This is a genomic window from Streptomyces sp. WZ.A104 (assembly GCF_002382885.1).
Taxonomy (GTDB): Bacteria; Actinomycetota; Actinomycetes; order Streptomycetales; family Streptomycetaceae; genus Streptomyces.
Map to the genome: position 1 here is coordinate 12,414 of NZ_NWVL01000001.1, position 25,099 is coordinate 37,512.

General features: G+C 72.1%; 24 protein-coding genes. 20 read left to right on the forward strand and 4 right to left on the reverse strand.

Annotated features, from left to right (window positions below; translation table 11 throughout):
* The 9 genes from CIB93_RS37355 to CIB93_RS00115 all read left to right on the forward strand — a co-directional run bounded on the left by CIB93_RS37355 (position 1) and on the right by CIB93_RS00115 (position 10,106).
* Positions 1 to 1,164 (forward strand): hypothetical protein, encoded by a 1,164-nt coding sequence (locus tag CIB93_RS37355; RefSeq protein ID WP_306454796.1) that lies wholly within the window; start codon positions 1 to 3, stop codon positions 1,162 to 1,164.
* Positions 1,161 to 2,537, forward strand: coding sequence for a class V lanthionine synthetase subunit LxmK (gene lxmK / locus CIB93_RS00080; RefSeq protein WP_096622716.1), 1,377 nt, complete (start codon positions 1,161 to 1,163; stop codon positions 2,535 to 2,537). Before CIB93_RS37355 ends, lxmK begins: the two co-directional genes overlap by 4 nt.
* Entirely contained in the window at positions 2,534 to 3,514 is a 981-nt protein-coding gene (locus CIB93_RS00085) for a T3SS effector HopA1 family protein (protein WP_096622718.1), read from the forward strand. Before lxmK ends, CIB93_RS00085 begins: the two co-directional genes overlap by 4 nt.
* A gap of 5 nt (positions 3,515 to 3,519) precedes the next feature.
* The gene (locus CIB93_RS00090; protein ID WP_257001938.1) at positions 3,520 to 4,425 is read left to right on the forward strand and encodes a bifunctional 2-polyprenyl-6-hydroxyphenol methylase/3-demethylubiquinol 3-O-methyltransferase UbiG; all 906 of its coding nucleotides are present in this window, start codon (positions 3,520 to 3,522) and stop codon (positions 4,423 to 4,425) included.
* A 13-nt stretch (positions 4,426 to 4,438) separates the two neighbouring features.
* Positions 4,439 to 5,803 carry a pitrilysin family protein gene (locus CIB93_RS00095; protein WP_179499894.1) on the forward strand — a complete coding sequence of 455 codons (1,365 nt, stop codon included), beginning with the start codon at positions 4,439 to 4,441 and terminating at the stop codon, positions 5,801 to 5,803.
* A complete protein-coding gene (locus CIB93_RS00100) occupies positions 5,800 to 7,338 on the forward strand; it encodes a pitrilysin family protein (RefSeq protein ID WP_096622722.1) in 1,539 nt (512 codons plus the stop codon). Before CIB93_RS00095 ends, CIB93_RS00100 begins: the two co-directional genes overlap by 4 nt.
* Positions 7,335 to 8,369: a F420-dependent peptide dehydroalanine reductase LxmJ gene (gene lxmJ, locus CIB93_RS00105; protein ID WP_096622724.1), complete on the forward strand. Its 1,035-nt coding sequence runs from the start codon at positions 7,335 to 7,337 to the stop codon at positions 8,367 to 8,369. The genes CIB93_RS00100 and lxmJ overlap by 4 nt, the downstream gene beginning before the upstream one ends.
* Positions 8,370 to 8,653: 284 nt before the next feature.
* Complete coding sequence (locus CIB93_RS00110) at positions 8,654 to 9,367, forward strand: ABC transporter ATP-binding protein (protein ID WP_096622726.1); 714 nt, start codon at positions 8,654 to 8,656, stop codon at positions 9,365 to 9,367.
* A complete protein-coding gene (locus CIB93_RS00115) occupies positions 9,360 to 10,106 on the forward strand; it encodes an ABC transporter permease subunit (RefSeq protein WP_096622728.1) in 747 nt (248 codons plus the stop codon). Before CIB93_RS00110 ends, CIB93_RS00115 begins: the two co-directional genes overlap by 8 nt.
* 95 nt (positions 10,107 to 10,201) lie before the next feature.
* On the opposite strand, the gene CIB93_RS00120 is transcribed toward CIB93_RS00115, so the two are convergent.
* Positions 10,202 to 11,188 (reverse strand): helix-turn-helix transcriptional regulator, encoded by a 987-nt coding sequence (locus CIB93_RS00120; RefSeq protein ID WP_096622730.1) that lies wholly within the window; start codon positions 11,186 to 11,188, stop codon positions 10,202 to 10,204.
* 175 nt (positions 11,189 to 11,363) lie between these two features.
* On the reverse strand, positions 11,364 to 12,347 hold the full coding sequence (locus CIB93_RS00125; protein WP_373558703.1) for a helix-turn-helix transcriptional regulator: 984 nt from the start codon (positions 12,345 to 12,347) through the stop codon (positions 11,364 to 11,366).
* 128 nt (positions 12,348 to 12,475) lie between these two features.
* On the opposite strand from CIB93_RS00125, the gene CIB93_RS00130 reads away from it, so the two are divergent.
* Together CIB93_RS00130 and CIB93_RS00135 are read left to right on the forward strand one after the other, a co-directional pair.
* Positions 12,476 to 12,742, forward strand: a complete 267-nt coding sequence (locus CIB93_RS00130; RefSeq protein WP_096623019.1) for a 5'-nucleotidase — start codon at positions 12,476 to 12,478, stop codon at positions 12,740 to 12,742.
* Positions 12,739 to 13,059 carry a hypothetical protein gene (locus CIB93_RS00135; RefSeq protein ID WP_030588701.1) on the forward strand — a complete coding sequence of 107 codons (321 nt, stop codon included), beginning with the start codon at positions 12,739 to 12,741 and terminating at the stop codon, positions 13,057 to 13,059. The genes CIB93_RS00130 and CIB93_RS00135 overlap by 4 nt, the downstream gene beginning before the upstream one ends.
* A 121-nt stretch (positions 13,060 to 13,180) precedes the next feature.
* Here the strand turns inward: CIB93_RS00135 and CIB93_RS00140 are convergent, their stop codons facing one another.
* Complete coding sequence (locus CIB93_RS00140) at positions 13,181 to 13,582, reverse strand: pyridoxamine 5'-phosphate oxidase family protein (RefSeq protein WP_096622732.1); 402 nt, start codon at positions 13,580 to 13,582, stop codon at positions 13,181 to 13,183.
* Positions 13,583 to 13,740: 158 nt separating this feature from the next.
* On the opposite strand from CIB93_RS00140, the gene clpB reads away from it, so the two are divergent.
* Both clpB and CIB93_RS00150 read left to right on the forward strand, forming a co-directional pair.
* Entirely contained in the window at positions 13,741 to 16,335 is a 2,595-nt protein-coding gene (gene clpB, locus CIB93_RS00145) for an ATP-dependent chaperone ClpB (protein ID WP_096622734.1), read from the forward strand.
* Between the two features lie 159 nt (positions 16,336 to 16,494).
* The gene (locus tag CIB93_RS00150; RefSeq protein ID WP_030082039.1) at positions 16,495 to 17,040 is read left to right on the forward strand and encodes a YbjN domain-containing protein; all 546 of its coding nucleotides are present in this window, start codon (positions 16,495 to 16,497) and stop codon (positions 17,038 to 17,040) included.
* A 97-nt stretch (positions 17,041 to 17,137) separates the two neighbouring features.
* Here CIB93_RS00150 and CIB93_RS00155 read toward each other — a convergent pair whose 3' ends face one another.
* On the reverse strand, positions 17,138 to 18,334 hold the full coding sequence (locus CIB93_RS00155; RefSeq protein WP_096622736.1) for a pyridoxal phosphate-dependent aminotransferase: 1,197 nt from the start codon (positions 18,332 to 18,334) through the stop codon (positions 17,138 to 17,140).
* A gap of 170 nt (positions 18,335 to 18,504) precedes the next feature.
* Between CIB93_RS00155 and CIB93_RS37585 the strand changes: the two genes are divergently transcribed.
* The 7 genes from CIB93_RS37585 to fbaA all read left to right on the forward strand — a co-directional run bounded on the left by CIB93_RS37585 (position 18,505) and on the right by fbaA (position 25,017).
* Positions 18,505 to 18,753 carry a hypothetical protein gene (locus CIB93_RS37585; RefSeq protein ID WP_096623021.1) on the forward strand — a complete coding sequence of 83 codons (249 nt, stop codon included), beginning with the start codon at positions 18,505 to 18,507 and terminating at the stop codon, positions 18,751 to 18,753.
* A 330-nt stretch (positions 18,754 to 19,083) separates the two neighbouring features.
* On the forward strand, positions 19,084 to 19,605 hold the full coding sequence (locus tag CIB93_RS00165; protein WP_096622738.1) for a DUF2617 family protein: 522 nt from the start codon (positions 19,084 to 19,086) through the stop codon (positions 19,603 to 19,605).
* 81 nt (positions 19,606 to 19,686) lie between these two features.
* Positions 19,687 to 21,285 carry a polyamine aminopropyltransferase gene (locus tag CIB93_RS00170; protein ID WP_096622740.1) on the forward strand — a complete coding sequence of 533 codons (1,599 nt, stop codon included), beginning with the start codon at positions 19,687 to 19,689 and terminating at the stop codon, positions 21,283 to 21,285.
* Between the two features lie 106 nt (positions 21,286 to 21,391).
* Positions 21,392 to 22,348: an SRPBCC domain-containing protein gene (locus CIB93_RS00175; RefSeq protein ID WP_096622742.1), complete on the forward strand. Its 957-nt coding sequence runs from the start codon at positions 21,392 to 21,394 to the stop codon at positions 22,346 to 22,348.
* 20 nt (positions 22,349 to 22,368) lie between these two features.
* Positions 22,369 to 23,178: an aldose epimerase gene (locus tag CIB93_RS00180; protein WP_096622744.1), complete on the forward strand. Its 810-nt coding sequence runs from the start codon at positions 22,369 to 22,371 to the stop codon at positions 23,176 to 23,178.
* A 57-nt stretch (positions 23,179 to 23,235) separates the two neighbouring features.
* Positions 23,236 to 23,775 (forward strand): orotate phosphoribosyltransferase, encoded by a 540-nt coding sequence (gene pyrE / locus CIB93_RS00185; RefSeq protein WP_096622746.1) that lies wholly within the window; start codon positions 23,236 to 23,238, stop codon positions 23,773 to 23,775.
* Positions 23,776 to 23,985: 210 nt separating this feature from the next.
* Positions 23,986 to 25,017 carry a class II fructose-bisphosphate aldolase gene (fbaA, locus tag CIB93_RS00190; RefSeq protein WP_096622748.1) on the forward strand — a complete coding sequence of 344 codons (1,032 nt, stop codon included), beginning with the start codon at positions 23,986 to 23,988 and terminating at the stop codon, positions 25,015 to 25,017.
* The last annotated feature ends 82 nt before the right edge of the window (positions 25,018 to 25,099 follow it).

Consider the following 25,099-nt stretch of genomic DNA (forward strand, 5'->3'; position numbering starts at 1 on the left):
GTGGCACATCCCCTTGCCGGTAGGGCCGTTCTGGTGGCCGAGTACGGCACCGGCCTTCAGGTCACCCGGGTGCACCGGGTCCCCGGCAGCGGCGCCAGTGACACCCTTGGTGCCGGTGCCGGTGCCGGTGCCGGTGCCGGTGCCGGTGCCGGTGCCGGCGTGGCTGTCGACGACGGTGTCGGTGACTTCCTGTGGTGGCACGGGCCCGGCCCTCGTCGTGTCGGCCCGCTCCGCGCGCCCGGTCGGCTGCTGCGCCTCGTCCCCGACCTGGAACCCGCCACGGGGGCCGCGCTGTTGTCCACCGGGACGCCGTACGGAGACGGGCTGCTCCACCGGGCCGCCGGGTCCGCATCGGCCGCCGCCTGGCTGCGGGACCCCCGCCCGCAGGCCGGGCGGCTCGTCGCCCACTCCCTCGCCGCCGCCGCACGCGCCCTCCGGGCCCTGCACGGGGTCCCCCTGCCCCCGGACCCGGAGCCGCTCCCTCCACCGGGAGTGCGGCGGCTGCGGGAGTGGGCGGCCGGGACCGGGACGCTCGCCCCGGCGGCTGCCCGGCTGCGCCGGTGTGCTCTGGAGGTGTGGGGCGGCGACCGTGCGGAGCGGCTGCTCGACTGGGCGGACGACGCCGTACGCCCCTCGGGCCCCGGAGCCTCTGCCGTACCGCTGCACGGCTGGGCGTCGGCCGGTTCGCTCGTACCGCCCCGGAGCCGGGGCAGGGTGGCGCTGCTGACCGGCGAGGACCTGGGCGTGGGCCGCCGGGAGTTGGACCTGGGCTGGATGCTGGGCGACCTCGTCGAGCTGGCCTGGTCGTCACCGCTCTACCGGACGGCGGGGGAGGGCGCGGGGCTGCCGTCCGCGGCCGTCCTCCAGCGGGTGTTCCTCGGCGCGTACGACGAGGACGGCGACGGCGACGACGGCGACAACGACAACGACGGCGACAACGACGGTGACAACGACAACGGCGGCGACGGTGACGGCCACCGGCTCTGGGGGCCGGTGTACGACCCGGGTGCCGTCGGGCGCTGCGCCGTGCTCCGCGTCGTCACGCACATGCAGGACTTCGCCACGTACTGCGAGTGGAGCGACGAATTGCTCGACTACCTCGCCTTCACTGCCGAGTTGATCGATGAGGAGGGCCGCCGCGCGGTCCCCCGAGGAGTGTCATGACGAGCACGACGAGCACGACGAGCACGACGAGCGGGCCAAGCACGACGGAGACGACCGGAGCGACGGTCGATGCGCCCGCGCTGATCCGGTTCCGGCCGACCGGTCTCGACACGGCGCCGGAGGTGAACGCGCTGCTGGAGCGGCTGGGGCTCGGCCCCTTCGTGCCGGACGGGCTGACCGCCTTCGGCGGGCGCAACGACAACTGGGCCGGTACGACGACCGGCGGCCAGCAGGTCTTCGTCAAGACCGTCGCCCGCGCCCCCGACGGCAGTCGGCCCGAGATCGACCGCGCCCTCGCCTTCGAGGCGGCGGCCGCGCGGCTCCCGGCCGGTTCGCCGCTCCGTACCCCCGAACACCTGGGCACCGACCGGGCCGCCGCCGTCAGCGCCTTCCGGCTGCTGCCCGGGGCCCGTTCGGGCTCGGAGGTCGCGTTGGACGGCGACTTCGACGAGGAGCTCTGCCGGGAGGCGGGACGGGCCATCGCCACGCTGCATGCGATGGGAACGCCGGAGTCCGGTGCGGACCCGGGCGCCGACGCGGCCCCCGCCATCGACACCGCCGAAGCCCCGCTGCCGCCGATGCGCTGGCTCCGGGCGTTCCCGTGGAGCGAGGTACAGGACCGCAGCATGGCGCAGATCGCCGCCTGGAAGCTGGTCCAGGACGACACGGAGGCCGTCGCCGCGCTCCACCGGCTGCGGGAGCGGGAGCGTAGGGCACCGCACACCCCCGCCCACTGCGATCTGCGATTCGACCAGTTCCTCGTCCACGGCGGGACGCTCCACCTCTGCGACTGGGAGGAGTTCCGGCTCGCCGACCCGGCCCGCGACGTCGGCGCGTTCGTCGGCGAGTGGCTCTTCCAGGCCACGTACTCCGTCTTCGCACCGACGGGCGAGGCCACGGCCGCGCAGGACTCCGTCGCGCTCGGTTTCGACCTCGCCCACGAGGAGATCGTGGAACGCGGCGCGGCCGGACTCCGCCGCCACATCCCTCGTATCGCGGCCTTCTGGGAGGGCTACACCGGCTGCCGCACCCCGGATCCGGAACTCGCCGAACGGGCCGTCGGGTTCGCGGGATGGCACCTGTACGACCGGCTCATCGCCACCGCGCAGGCGCACGCCGTCCTCAACCCGGTCGCGCGCGCCGCCGCCGGGATCGGGCGGACGCTGCTGCTGAATCCGGCCGGTGCGGTGACCACCCTGCGCCTGACCGATACGACAGCCGCGTCGAAGCCCGACGCCGCCCCTGACGCCCCGCCGACCGTCTCACCGCCCGACTCCGTACGGCGTACTGACCCCGTACGGCGTAACGAAGCCGCACTCCGTAACGAAGCCGTACGACGTACCGACTCCGCCCCGTCCGGGAGCTCCCGATGACCCTCACCCCCGCGCCGCGTCTCGTCGCCGCGCTCGACCTCGTGTCCGTACGCGCCGACGCCCTCGAAGCGCGGGTCGCCGGGCGGAGGCTGACCGCGGACAGCCCACGCGACCTGCGCGGGCGGCTCACCAACGCGCTGTACGAGGAGTTCCACGCCGGGAACGGGGCGCACCGCCGGGAAGCGGACGCCCCGCCCCGCCGTACGCTGCGCGACTCCGCGCTGGAACGCCGCCTCTCCGCGGCCGTGCCGCACGCCACGACACCGGTCACCGGCCGGCTGCTGGAGGTCGGGGACGGCGGTGAACTGGTCGTACGGCTGCCGGAGATCACCGCGCGGCTCACCGCCGACCGGCTCATCGGCCCCGGTGCGCCCGTCCCCGGCGAACTGGTCGAGGTCGCCCTTGAGGCGGCACGGCCCGCCCTCTCGCCCGGCTTCTTCTACGTGATGGGCTCGCGGCCCCTGCCCTCTCCCGCGGGTCCGGTCCGCCGACTCTTCCTCCACGCCCGCGACGCGGACGGGGCCGTCGGGCTGTGGACCGCCGCGCTGGCCGCGCTGGAGGGCGTCGGGGCGCGGTACCACGCCAAGGTCCTGTCCGACGAGGACGACTACCCGCGCCGCGACAGCGTCGTCGTCTATCTGCACGGCGACCACGTGCCGGCCGAGCGGGCGGTGGCCGAAGCCGTACGGGACCTGCCGGGCCTCGGCTCCGACACCTCGCTCTTCACCGCCAGGCTCGCCCCCGGCGTCGCCGCCGCGTGGGACCCGCGCGATCCGCGGCCCGGCCGTGACGGCATGAGCTTCGGGCAGCACCGCAGCTTCGCGCTGGCCACAGCCCTCGTCGACCACGCGCAGGCGCCCGGGTCCGGCGACCTCGCCGACCACGTCGTACGTGCCTTCCGCGAAGCGGGCATCGACCCCGAGCACCCCGAGAACAACCTTGCCGGAACCACCATCACCGCGACCGCTGGAGTGTGAGCCCGATGATCATCACGGAGACGACGGAGACGACGGAGACGGCAGACATGATGGAGACGACGGAGACCGCTGCTGAGATTCCTGAGGCGGCGGAGACTTCTGAGATTCCTGAGGCGGCGGAGGACGGCGAAACCGCCGTCGGCGCAGGAGGTTTCGGCGCGGCGATCACCGCCGCCTACAGCGACGCGCTGGCCGGTGTGTACGACGACATCTACCCGAGCACCCCGGACCTCGACGACATCGCGACGTACCTGCTCACCCTCACCGCACCCGGCGCGAGCGTCCTCGAACTCGGCGTCGGCACCGGCCGGGTGGCGCTTCCGCTCGCCGAGCGCGGCTTCGACGTCACCGGTGTCGAGTCTTCCGAAGGGATGCTGGCGCGCCTCGCGGAGAAGGACCCCGAGGGCCGGATCACCCCGGTCCACGGTGACTTCTCCGGTCTCGACCTCGGCCGCGCCTTCGACGTCGTCCTGGCCCCGTTCAACGTGCTGTGCTGCGCGATGGCGGTCGACGAGCAGATCGCGCTGATGCACGCGATGGCGCGGCACGTCACGGCGGACGGGCACGTGGTGATCGAGACGTTCGACCCGAGCGACTACCACGTACAGAAGAAGAACGAGGTCAACACCTACCCGATCGGCGCGCGCGGGGCGCTCATCGAGTCGGTGGGCGTGCTGCCCGCCTCGCAGAACATGATGTTGCAGAGCACGCTTTTCCTGGACGGCGACGCCCCCAGGTCCGCGACGACCGTGATGCGGTACGTGTGGCCGGGCGAACTGGACCTGCTCGGTGCGATCGCCGGTCTGGAGCTCGTCGGCCGGTACGCGGGCTGGCGCGAGCAGCCCTTCGACGGGGGCGACAGCCGGAAGATGTGCGTGTCCGTGTTCCGGCCGCTGAACTCGGGCGGCTGATATGAGCCCGAGCGTGTCCGTGCTCCCCGGCGGGCTGCGCGTGTGCGTCGATGCGGTCCCGCAGTACGGGCGCGGCCTGGCAGCCGTCGCGCTCACCGTGGCGGCGGGGGGCGACGACGACCCGGCGGGACGCCACGGTACGGCGCATCTCGTCGAGCACCTGATGTTCCCCCGGTCGGGCCCGGGAGGCGCCGGTGACCTCGCCGGGCAGGGGCACGCCGCGCTGATCGAGGGCGCGGGCGGGGTCTGCAACGCCGAGACCCACCGCGACCACACGGTCTTCCACACCACCGTCCCCGCCGAGCTGCTGCCCGACGTCCTGGCGTGGGAGGCCCGTCGCCTGCTCGGCTTCGTGCCGACGGAGGACGTGATCCGCACCGAAACCGCCGTCATCGGGGAGGAGATCCGCGGTGCGGGGGCCGCCGGACGGTACTGGGAATCGGCGCTGGGTGCTCTGTACCCGGGCAGCCGGGACAGTTTCGGTACGGCGGCCGAGCTCGCGGGCATCACGGCCGGTGAGGCCGAACGCTTCTTCCGGGCGCACTACACGGCACCCCGGATGGTGTTGTCGGTCGTCGGGGACGTGGACCCCGCGCGCGTCACGGCGGCGGTGCACGAGGTGTTCGACGGGGTGGGTGCACCGGGTGCGCAGGGTGCGCAGGGCTTGCTGGAGGCGCCGGGAACACCGGGAGTACCGGATGTGTCAGGCGCGCTGGGGGCGCAGGGAGTGGCTGGAGTTTCGGGTGCGTTGGGGGAGACCAGGGCGTCGGGTCCTGTTCCCGCTTCCCGCCAGGAGATCCGTACCGCCTCACTGTCCGCCGCCGGCCCCGGCGTCGCGGTCGGTCACCGGCTCCCCGACCTGGTGACCGACCGCCCCGCGTACCTCGCCCAGGCGGTTCTCGCCCAGGTGCTCGGCCGGTCCCGGCTGCCCGCGCTGGCCCGGTCGGCCCGGGACGGGCACCGACTCACCTCCGCCACCGTCACCTGCGGGTACCACGGCCAGTGGCTCGCCTCCGCCGCGCCCGACCTGACCCTCGCCGTGCTCGGCCGGGCGGCCGGGACCGGGGTCGACGCCGCCATGGACGTCTGGCGGTCCGTACTGCGGTCCGTGGCCGACCGGCCCCTCTCCGAGACCGAGCACCGGCGTGCGGTGAACTCGCTGCTCGTCGCCTGGCACCGGCAGGCCGACTCGCTCCCCACCCGCGCGGTCGCCCTCGGCCGTGACGCCCTGCTCCTGCCGGGCTCGGCGGGTCCCGACGCGCTGCCCGCCGAGCTGCGCCGCACGACCCCCGCCGAGGTGTCGGCGGCGGCCCGTGCCCTGCTCGAAGGGCCCACCACCGTGACCGAACTCGTCCCGCAGGAAGGCATAGCCGGATGACCCGGGCCAGCACCGCCACCGTTTCGCCCACCGTCTTGCCCACGGCCCTGTCCCCAGCCTCGCCCACCGTTCCGCCCACCGCTCTGTCCACCGTGCTGCCCACCGGGCTGCGGGTCCTCGCGGCACACGCCCCCGGTGCCCCGCTCGCGGAACTCCGCCTCGTCATCCCGTACGCGCGCACCGAACCGGGTCTCGCCGGCGCCCAGGAGCTCCTTGCCGCCTGCCTCGGAACGGGCAGCCGGGACCGTACCCGGCAGGAGATCGCCGACCGGGCCGCCGACCTCGGGGCGGAGTTCAGCACCGTCGTCACCGCTGAGTCCCTGATCCTCTCGGTCAGCGTGCTCGCCCCGGGCCTGCCCGGTGCGCTGGACCTGCTGGCCGAACTGCTGCTGCGCCCGAGGTACGAGGAGGGCGAAGTGGCCCTGGCCCAGCGCCGGGCGGCCGCCGCGCCACGTGCCCCCGCGCCCCGGGTCCGGCTGCGCCGCGCCGCGCTCGCGCACGGGTTCGGTCCGCACCCGCTGTCCTCGGAGTCCGGGGGTACGGCACCGCTCCTGGACGTCGTCTCCCTGCTTCCCGACGACCTCTTGGCTCTCCACGCGCGCGCCGTCGTGCCGGACGGGTCGTCGCTGGTCGTCCTGGCGGGCGAGGAGCCGGACGCCGTACTGCGCATGGCCGACGAGCGGCTCGCGCCCTGGTCGGGCGGCCCGTCGGGGCTCGTGCTGCCGCCGTTCGCGCACCTGGTTCCGCGACCGGGCCGGGTGTCGCTCACGGAGACGGAGACGGAGAAGGGGAGGTGGACGGGGACGAGGAGCGGGGCCGACGGGGGAGGCCGTGGCGACGACACCGCCGGGGAACAGGCCCTCGTCCTGACCGTCGGGCCCGCCGTCCCCACCGCCGATCCGCTCCACGCACCCTTCCACCTCGCCCAGTTGCTGCTGGGCGGCTACGCATCCGCCCGGCTCGCCCGGCAGGTGCGCGACCGGCACGGCCTCGCGTACGCCGTCTCCGCCCGCCTCCGCGAGAACGGGGCGGGCAGCTGGCTGGAGATCGAGTGCGCGGGAGCGCCGGGCGGCGCGGGCAGGCTCGCCGACGAGGTCACCCGATGCCTCCGGGAACTCGCCGAGGAGGGCCCGTCCCGGACAGAGGTGGATCGCGCCCGCGCCTACGCGACCGGCTTCACCCGCTTCGCCCTGGCGACCCGGGCGGAGGAGGCGAGTGCGCTGGCGGGGTTCGCCGCGGCGGGTCTGGAGCCGGACTGGCTGGAGGGCTACCGGGCCCGTGTCGCCGCCGTCACGCCCGAGCAGGTGGCGGAGGCGGCCGCGCGCCACCTGGCTCCGGACCGGGCCGTCGTGGCGACGCACGAGCCGGGCCCCGAGGGCGCGCCGACCGTCGACCACGAACCGAGCGCCTTTGCCCCCGCCTCTACTCCTGCCCCTCCCTCTGCCCCTGCCCACGCCTCTTGCACCGCCCCTGCTGCCCAGCTCGACCACCCCACCCCGTACGAACTCCGCGACCAGAAGGGTGCCCACCGGTGAACCCGGCCGTCCTCTACCCGCTCCAGCCCGACCACCCCGAACTCGTCGCCCCCTTCGCTGCGCTCGTCCAGCGGTCGGGGGCCCGGCGCCTGTGGATGTGCCAGTCCTTCCAGGCCGAGACGCACCAGGCGCTCGCGTATCTGGCGGGTGCGGGGCACGCGGTGCCGGTCGGGACGAGCGTGACGCTGCTTCCGCTGCGGCATCCGTACGAGGCGGCGCTCCAGGCCCGTTCACTGGCGCTGCTCACCGGCGAACCGGTCGTCGCGGGATTCGGCATCGGCAACCCGGACTTCGTGGCGGGCCTGACGGGACGCCCGTACGGCAGTCCGAGGACTGCGGTCCGCGACTACCTGCGGTCGGTACGCGCGCTGCTGGACGGCGAGCGGGTCGAGTTCAGCGGCCCGTACCACCATCTCGACGGCACGTTGCCGGTCCTCCCGCACGCGCCGCGGGTCGAGGTGGGCGCGGGCGTGCTGCGGCCCGGGATGGCGCGGACGGCGGGGGAGGCGGCGGACGTCGCCGTCACTTGGATGACGCCGCCCGCCTATGTGGCGGGGACGCTGCGGCCCGCGCTGGAGGAGGGGGCGGCAGCGGCCGCCCGGCCCCGGCCGCCCCGGATCGCGACGGCCGTCCACGTCGTCGTCGACCGGCCCGGCCGTGACGTGCGCGGCCTGGCGCTCGCTGCGACCTCCGGGCACCGGGAGGCGCCGCACTACGCGGCGATGCTCCGGGCCGCCGGGCTCGTTCTCGACCCGCACGACCCGGCGGGCACGGCGGACGCCCTGCTGCGCCACCGGGTGGTCGTGGCGGGCAGCGCGCGGGAGATCGCGGCCGAGCTCGACGCGTACCGCCGCAGCGGGGTGGACGAGGTGCTGCTCAACCCCACGGGGGTGCTCCTCGGGGAAGGGGTGCACGCGGCCGCGGAGGACGTCGAGGAGATCATCGCCGCCTGCCGCAGCTTCCTGCCGGACGTCCGGCAACAAGCTGCGTCCGTGGAGCCGCCGGAGCGGCCCGGACAGCTGGTTGGCTGAAGACACACCGGCAGGTGAGCGCTGAGCGAATCCGCCGGTTGCGGCCGATCAGCGGGATGCGGCCAAGCAGTCTGATGCGGCCGATCAGCGGGATGCGGCCAAGCAGTCTGATGCGGCCGATCAGCCGGATGCGGCCAAAGCGGTCTGATGCAGTCAGTCAGCGGGACGCAGCGCATCAAACCCGATGTACCGAATTGACCGAACGGCAGGACAGGACACAACACGTGCGATCCGTGCGACCAGAGCATCCGCCCCGGGCAGGGGGCAGCGTCGTCTTCTCCGGAGTGAGCAAGCGGTTCGGCGATCACCAGGCCCTCGACGACGTGAGTTTCGCGTTGCGGCCGGGCAAGGTCACCGGTCTGCTGGGCCCCAATGGGGCGGGCAAGAGCACGCTGCTGAGGATTCTGCTCGGGCTGGCCCGCCCCGACTCGGGGGCCGCCGAAGTGCTGGGCGGGGAGCCGCTGTCCGCTCCGGAGCGGGCGCAGCGGGTCGGCGTGGTCATGGACGCGATCGGCTTCCACCCGCGGGTGACGGTCCGCCGTCAGCTGGAGATCTCGGCCCGCTCGCTGGGGCTGCCGTCCGCGCGCATCGCCGAGGTGATCGGGCAGGTCGGCCTGGACGGTGCGGAACGCAAGCGGGTCAAGGCGTGTTCCACCGGTATGCGGCAGCGTCTGGCGCTGGCCGTCGCCCTGCTCCCCGACCCTGAACTCCTGATTCTGGACGAGCCGTTGAACGGGCTCGACCCGGATGGTATCCGCTGGATGCGCCGGCTGGTCGAGCGCTCCGCCGCTGAGGGGCGGACCGTGCTGATCGCCAGCCACATGCTTTCCGAGGTCGAGCAGAGCGTCGACGACGTGGTCGTCCTGCGTCGCTCGGTGCTGTTCACCGGTTCGCTCCAGGAGTTGGTGCAGCGCGGCGGAGGCCGCCTGGAGGACGCCTACTTCGCACTCGTCGAGGGCGCGGACGCCGCGCCGCGTACGGAGGTCACCCGTGCCTGAGGTCCTGCGCAACCAGCTTTCCGCCGAACTTCTCAAACTGCGTTCGGGCCTGGCCCTGCCGACGCTTCTCCTGGTGGCCCTCGCCTTCTGTGCGCTGGGCCAACTCGGCCTGGTGTACGCGGATTCCGACCCCGCTTCCGCCGGTGCCGAGCTCACCGAGAACATCGTGGGGCTCGGCGCGTCCGCCGCGCTCTTCGCGACGCTGCTCGGGGCCCTGCATGTCACCAACGAGTTCAGCTCCGGTGCGATCGGCCGCACCGTCCTGTACGCCCCCGGGCGCTCCTCGGTCGTCGGCGCCAAGCTGCTGACCGCGACGCTGTCCGGGCTGGTGTTCGGCGTCGCGGCGGTGGTCTGCTCCCTCGCCGTCGGTTACGCGGCCCTCGCGGCCAAGGACGCCGAGCTAACGGTCGATGGTTCCACCTGGACGACCGCCGCCGCCGTCCTGACCATCTGCACCCTGGCCGGCCCGTGGGGTGCGGCGATCGGCTTCGTCGTCCGCAACCGGCTCGCCGCGGTCCTCGGCCTGGTCGTCTGGGGCACGCTCGGTCAGATGCTGGTACTCGGCCAGCTCCCCGAGGTGGGCCGGTTCCTGCCCGAGGGCGCGCAGTTCGCCCTGCTCGGCGATGCCTCCGCCTACCCGGACGCGCTGGCGGCGCCGTACGGCCTGCTGCTGCTCGTGGGCTGGGCGGCGGCGATGTCCCTCGCGGGCGCCCGCCTCTTCAACCGCCGCGACGTCTGATCACGGGCCGCCGCCACCCGCCGTGCCTGGCCTGCCTCACCCCTGCCGTACCGGGCCTGCCTCGCCAGCCGTGCCTGGCCTGCCTCCGCGCTGCCTCACCCGCCGCCACGGTCCGCCCCGGCGATCCCGGACCGCACGAGGAGGGCGCCGAGGTGGGTGCGGCTGGTGGCGCCGAGGGTCTGCATGAGCTTGGCGATGTGGGCGCGGCAGGTGCGGACGCTGATGCCCATCTTCCGGGCGACGACGTCGTCCACGTGGCCTTCGGTGAGGAGGCGGGCGATGCTGAGCTGGACAGGGGTGACCGGGGCGTCCGGTGCGGCCGTGCGATGGTTCTCGGCCAGCGGGACGGACTGTGCCCACAGCACCTCGTAGACCTGGATGAGGTAGGAGACCAGGGCGGGATGCCTGATCCGCAGTGCGGTGTTCCGGTCGGCGGAGGCGGGGATGAACGCGACCGTCCGGTCGATGATGATCAGCCGCTCGACGGTGAGCTCGGTCGTGCGCACCTGAAGGTGCTGGGCCGGTACCCGGGACAGGTAGTCCCGGATGGAGCTGCTGTATCTGGCCGGGTGCTGGTAGATGTGGCGGATCCGTGCGCCGCGCTGGATGGCCTTGTGCGCGTTGGCCAGAGCTGCTCGCAGGGTTTCGGCGGGCCGGTTGCTGCCGGGCTGGGCGGTCAGGATCTCGTCGGTCGAGGCCGTGGCGGCTTCCTTGATGGATGCCTGGATGGTCGCGAATCCCTCCAGCACCGTGATCGCCAGGTTGGGGTCGTCGTCGGTGACGGCGGTCAGCGGCAGGAGTGCCTCGCTCAGCGAAGCCGCGAGGCGCAGACGCTCGTCGATCGCCCGGGATACGGGCTGCAACAGGTGGGCCAAGGCGGCTGACGGCGGTACGGGGCGCATCCACCCGTCGTCCCACGGGTCGGGGTGCAGCAGAGCCAGATCGATGAGGCAGGGTGCGGCCCTGAGTTCGGCACGTGGCACCCGTCCGGCGCGAAGGGCCTCGCGGTACAGGCGTAACCCTGGTCCGCACACCTCGGTGTTCGCGTGCGGGTGGGGTGTTTCACCCTCTTCCAGTGCCATTTGGTACCCCCCTGCTTTGTGCAGTGCAACAAGTGGACGGTGGTGCCACGGTAGTAGTTGGGGGGATTCTGTACGTGTCGAGGGAGCCGGGAACTCCCTCGGTGCACCTACGGGCGTGGCTGTGCTCTCCCCCGTTGCGCAGTCACGCCCGGGCCCGAGGCGCGAGGGTCGCGGATCAGGAGTCCGATTCCAGGATTCCCGACCGGGCGATCAGGTAGCCGAGTTGGGCCCGGCTGGTACTGCCTAGGGCGGCGGAGAGCTTGGCCACGTGGGCGCGACAGGTACGGACATTCATGCCGAGTCGGCGGGCGATGGAGTCATCGACGTGGCCATCCACCAGGAGTTGTGCGATGGACCGCTGGACACCGCTGATGCCCCGTGGCGTCGGGTCGTACTTGACCTCCTCCAGGAGAGGGGCCGCGCGGGTCCAGAGCTGTTCGAAGACTTTAGCCAGATACTCGACGAGTCCGGGGTGGCGTAGCTCCAGAGCCACCTGACGGTCGTCCTGGGCGGGAATGAAGGCGACCGTACGGTCGAAGATGATCAGGCGCTCGATGAGTTCTTCGAGGGTGCGGATCTCCACGTGCGTATCCGCCATGCGTTCCGCGTAGGCGAGCGTGCCGGGGCTGTGGCGCACGGTGTGCTGGTACAGCGTGCGGATGCTCACGCCGCGGTCCACCACGGACATGCCCCGCTCCAGGGCCTCGCTGAGCCGGTCCTCGCTGCGGCCGCCCCCGGGCTGCACGGTCAGCACCTCCGTGCGGCACTCCGCCGTGGCGAGATCCAGGGCGGCGTTGATGCGGTTGACGCCTTCCAGCACGGTGATGGCGTGGGTGGTCGGCGGATCCTGGGCGCTGATGGCCATGAAAGGCTCGAAGGATTCGGTCAATTCGACGGAGTGCCGTCGACGCTCCTGTATCTCGCGTTCTATGGGGTGCAGGCGTTGCGCCAGCGCCGCCGACGGAGGTACGGGCCGGAGCCACTCGGCATCATCGGGGTCGGGGTGGAGCAGCGCGAACTCCATCAGGCATGGTGCCGGTGCGACTTCCGCGCGCGTGATGCGTCCGGAGCGCAGAGCACTGGCATAGAGGCGACTCCCCACCTCACAGAGTTCAGTTATCCCGTGAGGATGTGTCGGCTTTGTGTTGCTTGTGGGCATATCTCCACCCCCCAGGTTCCTGAACATTCAGGAACATGATGCATCGACTCAGTGGTGTTCGAGTGCCCAGGTAGGACATCGTCTTAGGTGCGGGGGAGAAGAAACCACAAGTGAGGACGAAGCCGACTATGGATAAGCGAACGCTTCGCTCGGCGCTTGCCGCCTCGTTCATCGCAGCTGCGGTCTTCGGCGTGCTGGGCGGCAGCGGAATTGCCTCGGGCACCGAGGCTGCATCCGCGCCGGGGGACATCGCCTGGGGTACCGAAGCGGCGGCTGCGCCCGGCGACATCGCCTGGGGAGCCGAGGCGGTAGCCGCGCCGAGCGACATCGCCTGGCTGGTGTCACCCTCCTCGGGTGACATTGCCTGGTCCGCCCCGGCCCGCACGGTCGCATGACCACCCCGCCGGACGACCGCACCTTTCGGCGCGAGATGGCAACCGCCTATCGCTCAGGGTGGCATTTCATCGATCTGCTCACGGCCCTCCCCCGCCGTGGCGACTCGTTGATGGTCACCCTGTTCGGAGAGCCGATCGTCGTGGTGATGGAAGAGGACGAGGACGTCCGCGCCTATCGCTGTCTCCGTCGGCCCCGTGGTGCGCCGCAGCCGGTCCGCTGCGCCGTGAGGTACGGCATGATCTTCGTCAATCTCGATCAGCGGGACCACGAGCTGTTCGACGCAGAACCCCTTTCCGCCACCCCCCGCAGTGCCTGAGCGATTCCCCCGTCGTCACCTATCGCTCCGGCGCTTCCCCCACACAGCGGCGCCACCGTGACCTGAACACGGTGGCGCCGTTGTGCTGCCTCCGCGGCCCAGGGCCCCTCAGGCCCTGCCCTCAGGCCCTGCCGAGCGCCCGGTCCAGGGTGATCTCGATGACGACCCGGTCCGGGTTGGGCCGAGGCGTGCGCTCGTAGCGCTCCGCGTAACGGCTCACCGCGTCCGCGACGACCTCCGGCTCCGTGCGGATCGTCGCGACGCCCTCCAGGGTCGCCCAGCGGGCCCGGTGCATCTGGCAGACGGCCACCCGCGCTCCGTCGGGGCCCGCGGCCAGGATGTTGGCCACCTTCCGGCTGCCCTTGTTGGTGATCACGCGGGCGACCCCGGCCTCCGGGTCGTACGTCACGCCCACCGGCACCACGTGCGGCGTGCCGTCGGGGCGGAGTGTGGTCAAGGTGCACAGGTGGTACTCGCGCCAGAACGCGAGGTACTCGGGGCTGGGGTTGCGTACGTCTGCCATGGGGGCAGCGTAGGCGGGGCCGGGCCGCCCGCGTAGGCGGGACCGGGCCGCCCATGGGTATCCACGTGCGGAACCTCTTGAGTGGAGTAGACTCAACTTTGTGCACGTTGCATAAGTCAACGCCATGACTCACCAGCTGCGAGGAGGAGTAACCACACGTGGACGCAGAGCTGACCAACAAGAGCCGGGACGCGATCAACGCGGCCACCAGCAGGGCCGTGAAGGACGGGCATCCCGACCTCACTCCTGCGCATCTGCTCCTCGCGCTGCTGGAGGGCGAAGGACGGCAGGCGAGCGCGAACATCACCGATCTCCTCGCCGCCGTGGACGCCGATCAGGCCGCCGTGCGCGGCGAGACCGAGCGGCTCCTCGGCACCCTCCCCAGCGTCACCGGCTCCACCGTCGCCCCGCCGCAGCCCAACCGCGAGCTGCTCGCCGTCGTCCAGGACGCCGCGCAGCGGGCCAAGGAGCTGGGCGACGACTACACCTCCACCGAGCACCTGCTCATCGGGATCGCCGCGAAGGGCGGCCGGGCCGGTGAGATCCTCGACGGGCAGGGCGCCAGTGCGAAGAAGCTGCTGGCCGCATTCGAGACGAGCAGGGGAGGGCGCCGGGTGACCACACCCGACCCGGAGGGCCAGTACAAGGCCCTGGAGAAGTTCGGCACCGACTTCACCGCCGCCGCGCGCGAGGGCAAGCTGGACCCGGTCATCGGCCGTGACCAGGAGATCCGCCGTGTCGTGCAGGTGCTGTCCCGCCGGACGAAGAACAACCCCGTGCTCATCGGTGAGCCCGGCGTCGGCAAGACCGCCGTCGTCGAAGGGCTCGCCCAGCGCATCGTCAAGGGTGATGTTCCGGAGAGCCTGAAGAACAAGCGGCTGGTCTCCCTCGACCTCGGCGCCATGGTCGCCGGGGCCAAGTACCGCGGCGAGTTCGAGGAGCGTCTGAAGGCCGTCCTCTCCGAGATCAAGGAGAGCGACGGCCGCATCATCACCTTCATCGACGAGCTGCACACCGTCGTCGGCGCGGGAGCAGGCGGCGACTCCGCCATGGACGCGGGCAACATGCTCAAGCCGATGCTGGCCCGCGGTGAGCTGCGCATGGTCGGCGCGACCACGCTCGACGAGTACCGTGAGCGCATCGAGAAGGACCCCGCCCTGGAGCGCCGCTTCCAGCAGGTGCTGGTCGCCGAGCCCTCCGTCGAGGACACCATCGCGATCCTGCGCGGTCTCAAGGGCCGTTACGAGGCCCACCACAAGGTCCAGATCGCGGACTCGGCGCTGGTGGCCGCCGCCACCCTCTCCGACCGGTACATCACCTCCCGCTTCCTCCCCGACAAGGCCATCGACCTCGTCGACGAAGCCGCCTCGCGGCTGAGGATGGAAATCGACTCCTCGCCCCTGGAGATCGACGAACTCCAGCGTTCCGTCGACCGGCTGCGGATGGAGGAGCTGGCGCTCAAGAACGAGTCCGACGCCGCCTCCAAGCAGCGCCTGGACAAACTGCGCCGCGACCTCGCCGACAAGGAGGAGGAGCTGCGCGGCCTCAACGCCCGCTGGGAGAAGGAGAAGCAGGGCCTCAACCGGGTCGGTGAGCTGAAGGAGCGCCTCGACGAACTGCGCGGCCAGGCCGAACGCGCCCAGCGCGACGGGGACTTCGACACCGCCTCCCAGCTGTTGTACGGGGAGATCCCCGGCCTGGAGCGGGAGTTGGAGGAGGCCGCCGAGGCCGAGCAGGAGGCCGCCAAGGACACCATGGTCAAGGAGGAGGTCGGCCCGGACGACATCGCCGACGTCGTCGGCTCCTGGACCGGCATCCCGGCCGGGCGGCTGCTGGAGGGTGAGACCCAGAAGCTGCTGCGGATGGAGGACGAGCTCGGCAAGCGGCTGATCGGGCAGAGCGAGGCCGTGCAGGCCGTCTCCGACGCCGTACGCCGTACGCGCGCCGGGATCGCCGATCCCGACCGGCCCACCGGGTCGTTCCTCTTCCTCGGGCCCACCGGCGTCGGCAAGACCGAGCTGGCCAAGGCGCTCGCGGACTTCCTCTTCGACGACGAGCGGGCCATGATCCGCATCGACATGAGCGAGTACGGCGAGAAGCACAGCGTCGCCCGTCTCGTCGGCGCCCCGCCCGGTTACGTCGGCTACGAGGAGGGCGGCCAGCTCACCGAGGCCGTCCGCCGCCGCCCGTACAGCGTCGTGCTCCTGGACGAGGTCGAGAAGGCCCACCCCGAGGTCTTCGACATCCTGCTCCAGGTCCTCGACGACGGCCGGCTCACCGACGGCCAGGGCCGCACGGTCGACTTCCGCAACACCATCCTCATCCTCACCTCCAACCTCGGCAGCCAGTTCCTGATGGACCCCCTGGTCAAGCCCGAGGCGAAGAAGCAGCAGGTGCTGGACGTGGTGCGGGCCTCGTTCAAGCCGGAGTTCATCAACCGGCTCGACGACCTCGTGGTCTTCTCCGCCCTGTCCGGCGACGAGCTCGCGCACATCGCGGGGCTCCAGATCGGCCGGCTGGCCCGGCGGCTCGCCGACCGGCGGCTCACCCTGGACGTCACCCCCGAGGCACTGGCCTGGCTCGCCGAGGAGGGCAACGACCCCGCCTACGGTGCGCGACCGCTGCGCCGGCTCATCCAGACGGCCATCGGCGACCGGCTCGCCAAGGAGATCCTGGCCGGTGAGGTCCGCGACGGTGACACCGTACGGGTGGACCGGGCCGAGGACGGGCTGATCGTCGGCCCCGCTTCGTAACCGAAGGTCACCGGGTGTCGCAGCCCGTGGCCGTACGCCCGCCGGTCCCCGTCCCCACACGCTCTCTGTCAGCTTGTGGCGGATAGGGGCCGTGCGGGCTTGCCATGCCCCGCCCGCCATGGGAGAGGATGGCCGTACTCGTCACGAAGGGAAATAACGGTGAGCATCGATCCGTCCTCGATTCCTAATTTCGGGGGCCAGCCCGAACCGCAGGCGGCAGGACCGGAGGGCCCCGTCGTCCCTGACCAGGACCTCGTCAAGCAGCTCCTCGACCAGATGGAGCTGAAGTACGTCGTCGACGACGAGGGCGACCTCGCGGCACCGTGGGAAGAGTTCCGGACGTACTTCATGTTCCGGGGCGAGGACGAGCAGCAGGTCTTCTCGGTCCGTACGTTCTACGACCGCCCCCACGCGCTCGATCAGCGTCCCGTCCTCCTGGACGCCATCGACGACTGGAACCGCCGCACCCTGTGGCCCAAGGTCTACACCCACGCCCACGAGGGCGAGGAGGGCGAGGCGGGTTCCGTCCGGCTGATCGGTGAGGCGCAGATGCTCATCGGCACCGGCGTCAGCCTGGAGCACTTCGTCTCCTCCACGGTCAGCTGGGTCCGCGCGTCGATCGAGTTCGACAAGTGGCTCGTCGAGCGCCTCGGCATCCAGCCCGCCGAGGACAAGAAGGACGGCGAGGAGCCCGCCGGCGCCTGACGCCACGGCCCACGGCAGCGGCCCGGGAGGCGGTCATCACGACCGACTCCCGGGCCCTTTCCGTATCCGGGCTGATCCGCCCCGTGCCTGGCCGTACTCAGCCCAGCCGTCCCAGCCGTTCCACCGCCTCCTCCAGCACGTCGTCCCTCTTGCAGAAGGTGAAACGGACCTGGCTGCGGCCCGCCTCCGGATCGTCGTAGAAGACCGAGTTCGGCACCGCCGCCACCCCGCAGCGCTCGGGCAGCGCCCGGCAGAAGGCGTACGCGTCCTCGTCGCCGAACGGGGCGATGTCGGTGGTGATGAAGTACGTCCCCTCCGGCTCGTACACCCGGAAGCCCGCACTCCGCAGGCCCTTGGCGAGCAGGTCGCGCCTGCGCCGCATGTCCGCGCGGAAGTCCGCGAAGAACGTGTCGGGCAGCGCGAGCGCCTCGGCGATCGCGTACTGGAACGGGCCCCCGCTGACGAACGTCAGGTACTGCTTCGCCGAGCGCACCGCCGTCACCAGCGGCGCGTCCCCGGTGACCCAGCCGATCTTCCAGCCGGTGTACGAGAACGTCTTGCCCGAGCTCGAAATGGAGACCGTGCGCTCGCGCATCCCGGGCAGGGCGGCGATCGGGTGGTGCGCGCCCTCGAAGACCAGGTGTTCGTAGACCTCGTCGGTGACGACCAGCAGGTCGTGCTCCACCGCGAGGGCCGCGATCCCGGCCAGCTCGTCGGGCGTGAGCACCATGCCCGTCGGGTTGTGCGGGGTGTTCAGGAGCAGGAGACGGGTGCGCGGGGTGATCAGGGCGCGCAGTTCGTCGAGGTCCGGGCGGAAGTCCGGGGCGCGCAGGGTGAGCGGTACGCGCTGCGCGCCCGCCATGGCGATGCACGCGGCGTACGAGTCGTAGTACGGCTCGAACGCGATGACCTCGTCGCCCGGTTCGAGCAGGGCGAGCAGGGAGGCGGCGATCGCCTCGGTGGCGCCGGTGGTCACCAGGACCTCGGTCTCCGGGGACCAGGTCAGGCCGTAGAAGCGCTCCTGGTGGGCGGCGACGGCGCTGCGCAGTTCCGGGATGCCGGGGCCCGGCGGGTACTGGTTGCCGTGCCCGGCGCGCAGCGCCCGGACGGCCGCCTCCCGGATCTCCTCGGGGCCGTCGGTGTCGGGGAAGCCCTGGCCGAGGTTGATGGAGCCGGTCCGCAGGGCCAGCGCGGACATCTCGGCGAAGATCGTCGTGCCGAACGCGGCGAGGCGGCGGTTGAGCAGCGGCCGTCCCGCTGCGGGGTTTCCCTGGGTCGGTCGTCCCTGTGTCATGGGCGCCATCCTGTGCCGAAGCTCTGGAGTTGCTCAAGTCTGCTTTCACCTCCGCAGGCTGGGGCATGCCCCTGTCACGCGGGCAACCGGCACGCGGAAACAACGGGAAACGGAAAACGGGGAAGCGACGGGGGAACCTCGCTTCGGGGGAAGAAAGGCGGGTGAACGGCATGGTCTTCGTGGTGCTGATCGCGGCGGTGGTCGTAGGGGGACTGGTGTTCCTGGTGCGCAGGAGCGGAGGCGGCACGTCCGGCGCGAACGGCACGGGCGGGGGCTGGGTCGGCGGCACGGGCGGGGGCTGGGTCGGCGGCTCGGGCGGGGATTCGGGCGGGGATTCGGTCGGTCACTCGTGCGGTGGCGGCTCCTCGTGCGGCGGCGGCGGTGGCGGGGGTGGCGGCGGGTGCGGCGGTGGCAGCTGAGCCACGGCTGAGCGCGCCGTCCGGCAGTCACCGACAGTGACCCGGCGCCGGGCGTCCGGAGGGCGAACTCCCTCCGGACGCCTTTTTGTTGCGCGACGCGGACGTGTTCGGTTGAACAGTTGAACCGTGCTGCCCCCGAGGGGATGGAAACCACGGCAAGTTGGGCGAAAACGCTGTGAGTGCGGCGTACTTCGTGATTCCCTCGTCGAAGAGAACATTCAGCCCTCGGACCCCAGTTGGACCAGATCGGGCGTTCCCCTTCCCTCCACGCGCAGTAATACAGGGGCGCCCCGCTGTCCATGTGTCCATGTGTGTTTGCGGAGCCGACCCATGCTCACGACCCTCCAGACGGCCTATTCCGATACCCGCGCCGCCGACCTGGCCTGGACGCTGGGCCGGGAGCCGCTGCCCGCCCTCGCCGTCCTCGACCTCCAGCTCGACGGCGCGGAACTCCAGCTGCGACTGCTCGGCGCCTCCCACCAGGTGCTCCTTCAGGAGGACCGCGGAGTCTGCTCCGAGACCGTCGCCTGTATGCCCGGCAGCAGCACCCCTCTGCCCCTCGGCGTCGCGAAGCGGCTCGGGGAGTGGGAGTACGAATTCGCGGCCCGCGTAGAGACCCTGACCCAGGGCCAGTTCGCGGGGCGCGCGCAGGAGCTGCTCGCCCTGGTGAGCGACCACCCGCACGGTCTGGCGGGCACCTTCCCCGGCAGCCCGTACGCCTTCACCGCGATGCTCGCCCACCGCGCCGAGGGCCAGGTGCGGTGGCGCACCTGGCACGCGTATCCGCAGGAGGGGCAGTTGGTGGTGACCCGGACCCGGGTGGGGGTGCGGATTCCCGCGGCCGCGGCCTGAGCCGCGGGCATGCCGGTGGCGCGGCACTTGCACCCTTGTGGGTGACAAAAAGCGATCGTTCAGTGACGTAGCGTTCGCATCATGATCGACCAGCAGGTGTCGCTACGAGGGGGCGCGGCGCGGCTTCCCGTGCGGCCGAGGACCGGCCGGTTCCTGGTGCTGGCCGCTGTCTTCATCTGCGCCGCCTGCGGTCTCGTCTACGAGCTCGAACTGGTCGCCCTGGCCTCGTATCTGATCGGTGATTCGGTCACCCAGGCTTCCGTCGTGCTCTCCGTGATGGTGTTCGCGATGGGCATCGGCTCTCTCCTCGCGAAACGTTTGCGCTGCCACGCCGCGGTCGGGTTCGGGCTGATCGAGGCGGCCCTCGCCCTGATCGGCGGCTCCTCGGCGCTGGTCCTGTACGCCACCTTCGCCTGGCTCGGCGAGTCGCGGCACGCCCTGGTCGGGTTCTCCCTGGCGATCGGTGTGCTGATCGGTGCCGAGATCCCGCTGCTGATGACGCTGATCCAGCGCGTGGACCGGCAGGACGCGGGCGGGGCCGTCGCCGACCTCTTCGCCGCCGACTACGTGGGCGCGCTCGTCGGGGGGCTCGCGTTCCCCTTCCTCCTGCTGCCGATGCTGGGGCAGCTGACCGGTGCCCTGTTCACCGGCGTGGTGAACGCGGCGGCGGGCGGCGCGCTGATCCTGTGGGTTTTCCGGCGCGACCTCAGCTCCCGCTGCCGGTGGCTCCTCGTCCTGGTCAATGTCTCGGTGATCGCGGTCCTGGGCACCGCCACGGTGCTCGTCGACGACTTCGAGCGGGCGGCGCGGCGTGCGGTCTACGGGGACCAGGTGCGGGTCGCCGTGCAGACGGGGGTGCAGGAGCTCGTCCTGACCGGCGCGGACCGCGATTCCCTCGACCTCTATCTCGACGGCCGCCTGCGGGTCAGCGCCCGTGACGAGTACCGCTACCACGAGGCCCTGGTCCACCCCGCGATGAACGGGCCCCGTGCCCGCGTCCTCATCCTCGGCGGCGGCGACGGGCTGGCCGCCCGCGAGGTCCTGCGCTACCCGGACGTCCGCTCGGTCACCGTCGTCGAGCTGGACCCCGCCGTCACCCGACTGGCCCGCACGGACCCCGCCCTCTCCGGCCTCAACGGCCACGCCTACCGCGACCCGCGCCTCACCGCCGTCGCGGCGGACGCCTTCACCTGGCTGCGGGCCGACCGCGCGCGCTACGACGTGGTGATCTCCGACCTGCCGGACCCGGGCATCACCGCCAGTACGAAGCTGTACTCGGCGGAGTTCTACGGGCTGATCGCCCAGGCCCTCGCCCCGGACGGGCGGTTCGCGGTGCACGCCGGGCCGATGGGGGGCCGCCCGGAGACCTACTGGACGGTGGAGGCCTCCGTCCGCGCGGCCGGCCTCACGACCCGCCCGTACCGCATCGCCGGCCGGTACGCCGGCTTCGCCGCGAGCCCGGACCGGGTCGGGGGCGAGGGCCACGGCCCGGAGGACTGGGGCTTCGTCCTCGCGGGGCCGGGCGAGGTGCCGCAGCTCGCGCTGGCCGCCGGGGGGCCCGCGCTGCGGTCGCTGGGGAGCCGGGAGCTGCGGGAGGGCGCGCGGGCCGCGGACGCCGCACGGCTGCCGGGGCGGACCCCGTCGACACTGGTCCACCCGAGGTACTGGGAGGACGTGTGAGGACGTGTGACGTGTTGAGGCGGAGGGCAGGTTTCCGTGGCATGGGTCGCCGTTCGGCGGGCGGAAGCGCTGACGTCCGGGCCGTGGCCGATTAGGCTCGGTCGGCATGGAGCATGAGGTGCACGTTCCGGTTCCCGTCCCGGCCCTGCGGCGCGCGCTGGGCGATCCCGTCCGCGTCGCCCGCTGCGTCCCCGGCCTCCAGCAGGACGCCGACGCCTCGGCATCGCCCCTGGCGGGCCGACTGAAGCTCCGGGCCGGCGGCCACACCATCACCTACCGGGGCGAGCTGAGGCTCTCCGGCCCGGAGGGTGCGGAGACGGCGGGCGGTGAGCGGTTCTCGGTCACCGGGGACGGCGTGGAGGTCCGGGGCCGCGGTGCGGTGAAGCTCGCCCTGACCATCGCCCTCACGGAGGCGGACGGCGGGACGACCCTCACGTACAGCGGCACGGCGAGCGGGGACGGCCGGCTGGTCGAGCTGGAGGAGGGCGCGGCCCTCGCGGCCGCCCACCGGCTCCTGGACCGCTTCACCCAGCAGCTGGTGACGGAGTCGCTGGCGGCGCGGGCCGAGGACGGCGGAGCGGCCGCCGAGGGGCTCGCGGGCGACGACGAGCCCGTGGGGGAGGGTGCCGGGGACGCGGCCGAGCCCGACGCCGAAGCGGGTTCCGGGCCCGTGTCGGACGCCGAAGCCGACACAGGAGACGGGCCCGGGGCTGTGCCCGACACCGACCTCGACGCCGAAGCCGACAGCGAGGCCGAGGACCGGGCCGAAGACGGGTCCGTTTTTGACTCGCCCGTGCCGCCGCCCTCGCTCGACCCCGTCGCCGGGGTGGAGTTCACCGTCCCGGACGAACCGCCCGCCGAGGCCGCGCACGCCCGCCGCACCATGATCGGGCGCAGCGCGGAGGAGGTCGACCACGCGCCCCCGCGCGGTCGCTACGCCCCTGTGCCTTCCCCGGAGGCGGGCGGTGCGAGCACCGTCCTGCGCTGGGCCGCCCCGGCCGCCGCCCTCGCGCTGGCCTCCGCCGTGGTGCTGGGCCGGGCGTTGCGGCGCCGCAGGACATGAGCCGCCAGTAGGGTCGTCGGGTGAGCAGGAGCGAAGAGAACGTCAGGCTGAGTGTCGGCGACGCCGAGTTGACCGTCGACCCCGTACACGGCTGCCGCATCAGCAGCCTGCGGATCGGGGGCGTCGAACTGTTGCGCCAGGGCGAGCGGTACGGCTGCTTCCCGATGGTGCCCTGGTGCGGACGTACCGGGAACGGGCGGTTCCGAAACGGCGACGCGCTCCACGAGCTGCCACTGAACTCCCCGCCGCACGCCATCCACGGCACGGGCCGGGACACCTCCTGGCACACCGCGCACACGGCCGCCGACGCGGACGAGGGCCGGGCGTCCTTCTACTACGACCTCGCCGAGCCCTGGCCGTACGAGGGCCGGGTGACGCAGACCTTCGAGCTGACCGAGGACGGGCTGACGCTGGGCCTCGCCGTGGAGACGTACGGCAACTCCTTCCCGGCACAGGCGGGCTGGCACCCCTGGTTCCACCGCAGCATCGGGGGCGGCCGGGATGCTGAGCTCTCCTTCGACGCCGCCTGGCAGGAGGAACGCGGCGCGGACCATCTGCCCACCGGCCGCCGCATCGACCCCGTCGCGGGGCCGTGGGACGACTGCTTCGGGATGCCCGACGGTGTCGACGTCAAGCTCACCTGGCCGGGGCAGCTGGAGCTGACGGTGAAGAGCCGCAGTGAGTGGGTGGTCGTCTACGACGAGCAGGACGAGGCCGTCTGCGTGGAACCGCAGTCCGGGCCGCCGAACGGACTGAACACCGCACCCCGGCTGGTCACGCCGATCGACCCGCTGGAGACCACGACGACCTGGAGCTGGGTCCGGCTCTGAGCCGGTTCGCGGCCGGGTGTGCGATCAGGGATTCCGGCACCGCTTACCCTCGTGGACATGACTGACGTACGCGCTGAGCTGCTCCAGCAGATCAAGGACAAGGCCGTGGTGCACGGCAAGGTGACCCTCTCCTCGGGTCTGGAAGCCGACTGGTACATCGACCTGCGCCGGGTCACGCTGGACGGCACCGCCGCGCCGCTGGCCGGGCAGGTCATGCTCGACGCCACCGCCGAGCTGGACTACGACTGCGTCGGCGGACTGACGCTCGGTGCCGACCCGGTCGCCACCTCGATGCTGCACGCCTCCGCCGCGCGCGGTAAGAGCCTGGACGCGTTCGTCGTCCGCAAGGCGCAGAAGGCGCACGGGATGCAGCGCCGGATCGAGGGCACCGACGTCAAGGGCCGCCGCTGCCTGGTCGTCGAGGACACCTCGACCACGGGTGGCTCGCCGCTGACCGCCGTCGAGGCGGTGCGCGAGGCGGGCGGCGAGGTCGTGGCCGTGGCCGTGATCGTCGAGCGCGGGGCCGCCCCGGCGATCGCCGAGGCCGGTCTGCCGTACGTCCACGTCTACTCGGTGGCGGACCTGGGCCTCGCCTGAGCCTCGCCCCACCAGGGTGTGACCTGCGGTTTTCGTCAGGGGTGGACGGTTTCACGTGAAACCGTCCACCCCTGACCCGTAACCGTCCCGTATCCAACCGGGTCCGCCGGGTGGAGCCGGAGGGAGAGTCTGGGAAGATGGGGGCGACGATGACGTCGCCCCCAGGTCAGGGACCAGCCTGCACACCCGCACATCCCAAGGAGCGGTCAGATGCCCATCGCAACCCCCGAGGCGTACGCCGAGATGCTCGACCGGGCAAAGGCGGGCAAGTTCGCCTACCCGGCCATCAACGTGACCTCGTCCCAGACCCTGCACGCCGCCCTGCGCGGCTTCGCGGAGGCCGAGAGCGACGGCATCGTCCAGATCTCCACCGGCGGTGCGGAGTTCCTGGGCGGCCAGCACAACAAGGACATGGTCACGGGCGCGGTCGCCCTGGCGGAGTTCGCGCACATCGTCGCCGCGAAGTACGACGTCACCATCGCGCTGCACACCGACCACTGCCCCAAGGACAAGCTGGACGGTTACGTACGTCCGCTGCTCGACGTCTCCGCGGAGCGCGTCGCCAAGGGTCTGAACCCGCTGTTCCAGTCCCACATGTGGGACGGTTCGGCCGAGACCCTCGCCGACAACCTGGCCATCGGCCAGGAGCTGCTGGCCAAGGCCGCCGCCGCCAAGATCATCCTTGAGGTCGAGATCACCCCTACCGGCGGTGAGGAGGACGGCGTCACGCACGAGATCAACGACGAGCTGTACACGACCGTCGACGACGCGCTGCGCACCGCCGAGGCGCTCGGCCTGGGCGAGAAGGGCCGCTACCTGCTGGCCGCCTCCTTCGGCAACGTCCACGGCGTCTACAAGCCCGGCAACGTCGTGCTCCGCCCCGAGCTGCTGAAGGACCTTCAGTCGGGCGTCGCCGCCAAGTACGGCCAGGCCGCCGGAAGTCAGCCCTTCGACTTCGTCTTCCACGGCGGCTCCGGCTCCACCGCGGAGGAGATCCTCACCGCGCTGGAGAACGGCGTCGTGAAGATGAACCTCGACACCGACACCCAGTACGCCTTCACCCGCCCGGTCGTGGACCACATGTTCCGCAACTACGACGGTGTCCTGAAGGTCGACGGCGAGGTCGGCAACAAGAAGACCTACGACCCGCGCACCTGGGGCAAGGCGGCCGAGGCCGGTATGGCCAAGCGCGTCACCGAGGCCTGTGCGAACCTGCGCTCCACCGGTACGAAGCTGAAGTAACCATCCGTCGTTACCGACGTACGGTGCCGGGCCCGGTCCTCCTTCGGGGGGCCGGGCCCGTTGCTGTGCCGAGATCACCTGG

What these genes read in the sequence shown, in the direction of transcription:
- lxmK (WP_096622716.1), top strand. Translation starts at nt 1,161, where the DNA reads ATGACGAGCACGACGAGCACGACGAGCACGACGAGCGGGCCAAGCACG.
- CIB93_RS00085 (WP_096622718.1), top strand. Translation starts at nt 2,534, where the DNA reads ATGACCCTCACCCCCGCGCCGCGTCTCGTCGCCGCGCTCGACCTCGTG.
- CIB93_RS00090 (WP_257001938.1), top strand. Translation starts at nt 3,520, where the DNA reads ATGATCATCACGGAGACGACGGAGACGACGGAGACGGCAGACATGATG.
- CIB93_RS00100 (WP_096622722.1), top strand. Translation starts at nt 5,800, where the DNA reads ATGACCCGGGCCAGCACCGCCACCGTTTCGCCCACCGTCTTGCCCACG.
- CIB93_RS00120 (WP_096622730.1), bottom strand. Translation starts at nt 11,188, where the DNA reads ATGGCACTGGAAGAGGGTGAAACACCCCACCCGCACGCGAACACCGAG.
- CIB93_RS00125 (WP_373558703.1), bottom strand. Translation starts at nt 12,347, where the DNA reads ATGCCCACAAGCAACACAAAGCCGACACATCCTCACGGGATAACTGAA.
- CIB93_RS00130 (WP_096623019.1), top strand. Translation starts at nt 12,476, where the DNA reads ATGGATAAGCGAACGCTTCGCTCGGCGCTTGCCGCCTCGTTCATCGCA.
- CIB93_RS00135 (WP_030588701.1), top strand. Translation starts at nt 12,739, where the DNA reads ATGACCACCCCGCCGGACGACCGCACCTTTCGGCGCGAGATGGCAACC.
- CIB93_RS00140 (WP_096622732.1), bottom strand. Translation starts at nt 13,582, where the DNA reads ATGGCAGACGTACGCAACCCCAGCCCCGAGTACCTCGCGTTCTGGCGC.
- CIB93_RS00155 (WP_096622736.1), bottom strand. Translation starts at nt 18,334, where the DNA reads ATGACACAGGGACGACCGACCCAGGGAAACCCCGCAGCGGGACGGCCG.
- CIB93_RS37585 (WP_096623021.1), top strand. Translation starts at nt 18,505, where the DNA reads ATGGTCTTCGTGGTGCTGATCGCGGCGGTGGTCGTAGGGGGACTGGTG.
- CIB93_RS00165 (WP_096622738.1), top strand. Translation starts at nt 19,084, where the DNA reads ATGCTCACGACCCTCCAGACGGCCTATTCCGATACCCGCGCCGCCGAC.
- CIB93_RS00170 (WP_096622740.1), top strand. Translation starts at nt 19,687, where the DNA reads ATGATCGACCAGCAGGTGTCGCTACGAGGGGGCGCGGCGCGGCTTCCC.
- CIB93_RS00175 (WP_096622742.1), top strand. Translation starts at nt 21,392, where the DNA reads ATGGAGCATGAGGTGCACGTTCCGGTTCCCGTCCCGGCCCTGCGGCGC.
- pyrE (WP_096622746.1), top strand. Translation starts at nt 23,236, where the DNA reads ATGACTGACGTACGCGCTGAGCTGCTCCAGCAGATCAAGGACAAGGCC.
- fbaA (WP_096622748.1), top strand. Translation starts at nt 23,986, where the DNA reads ATGCCCATCGCAACCCCCGAGGCGTACGCCGAGATGCTCGACCGGGCA.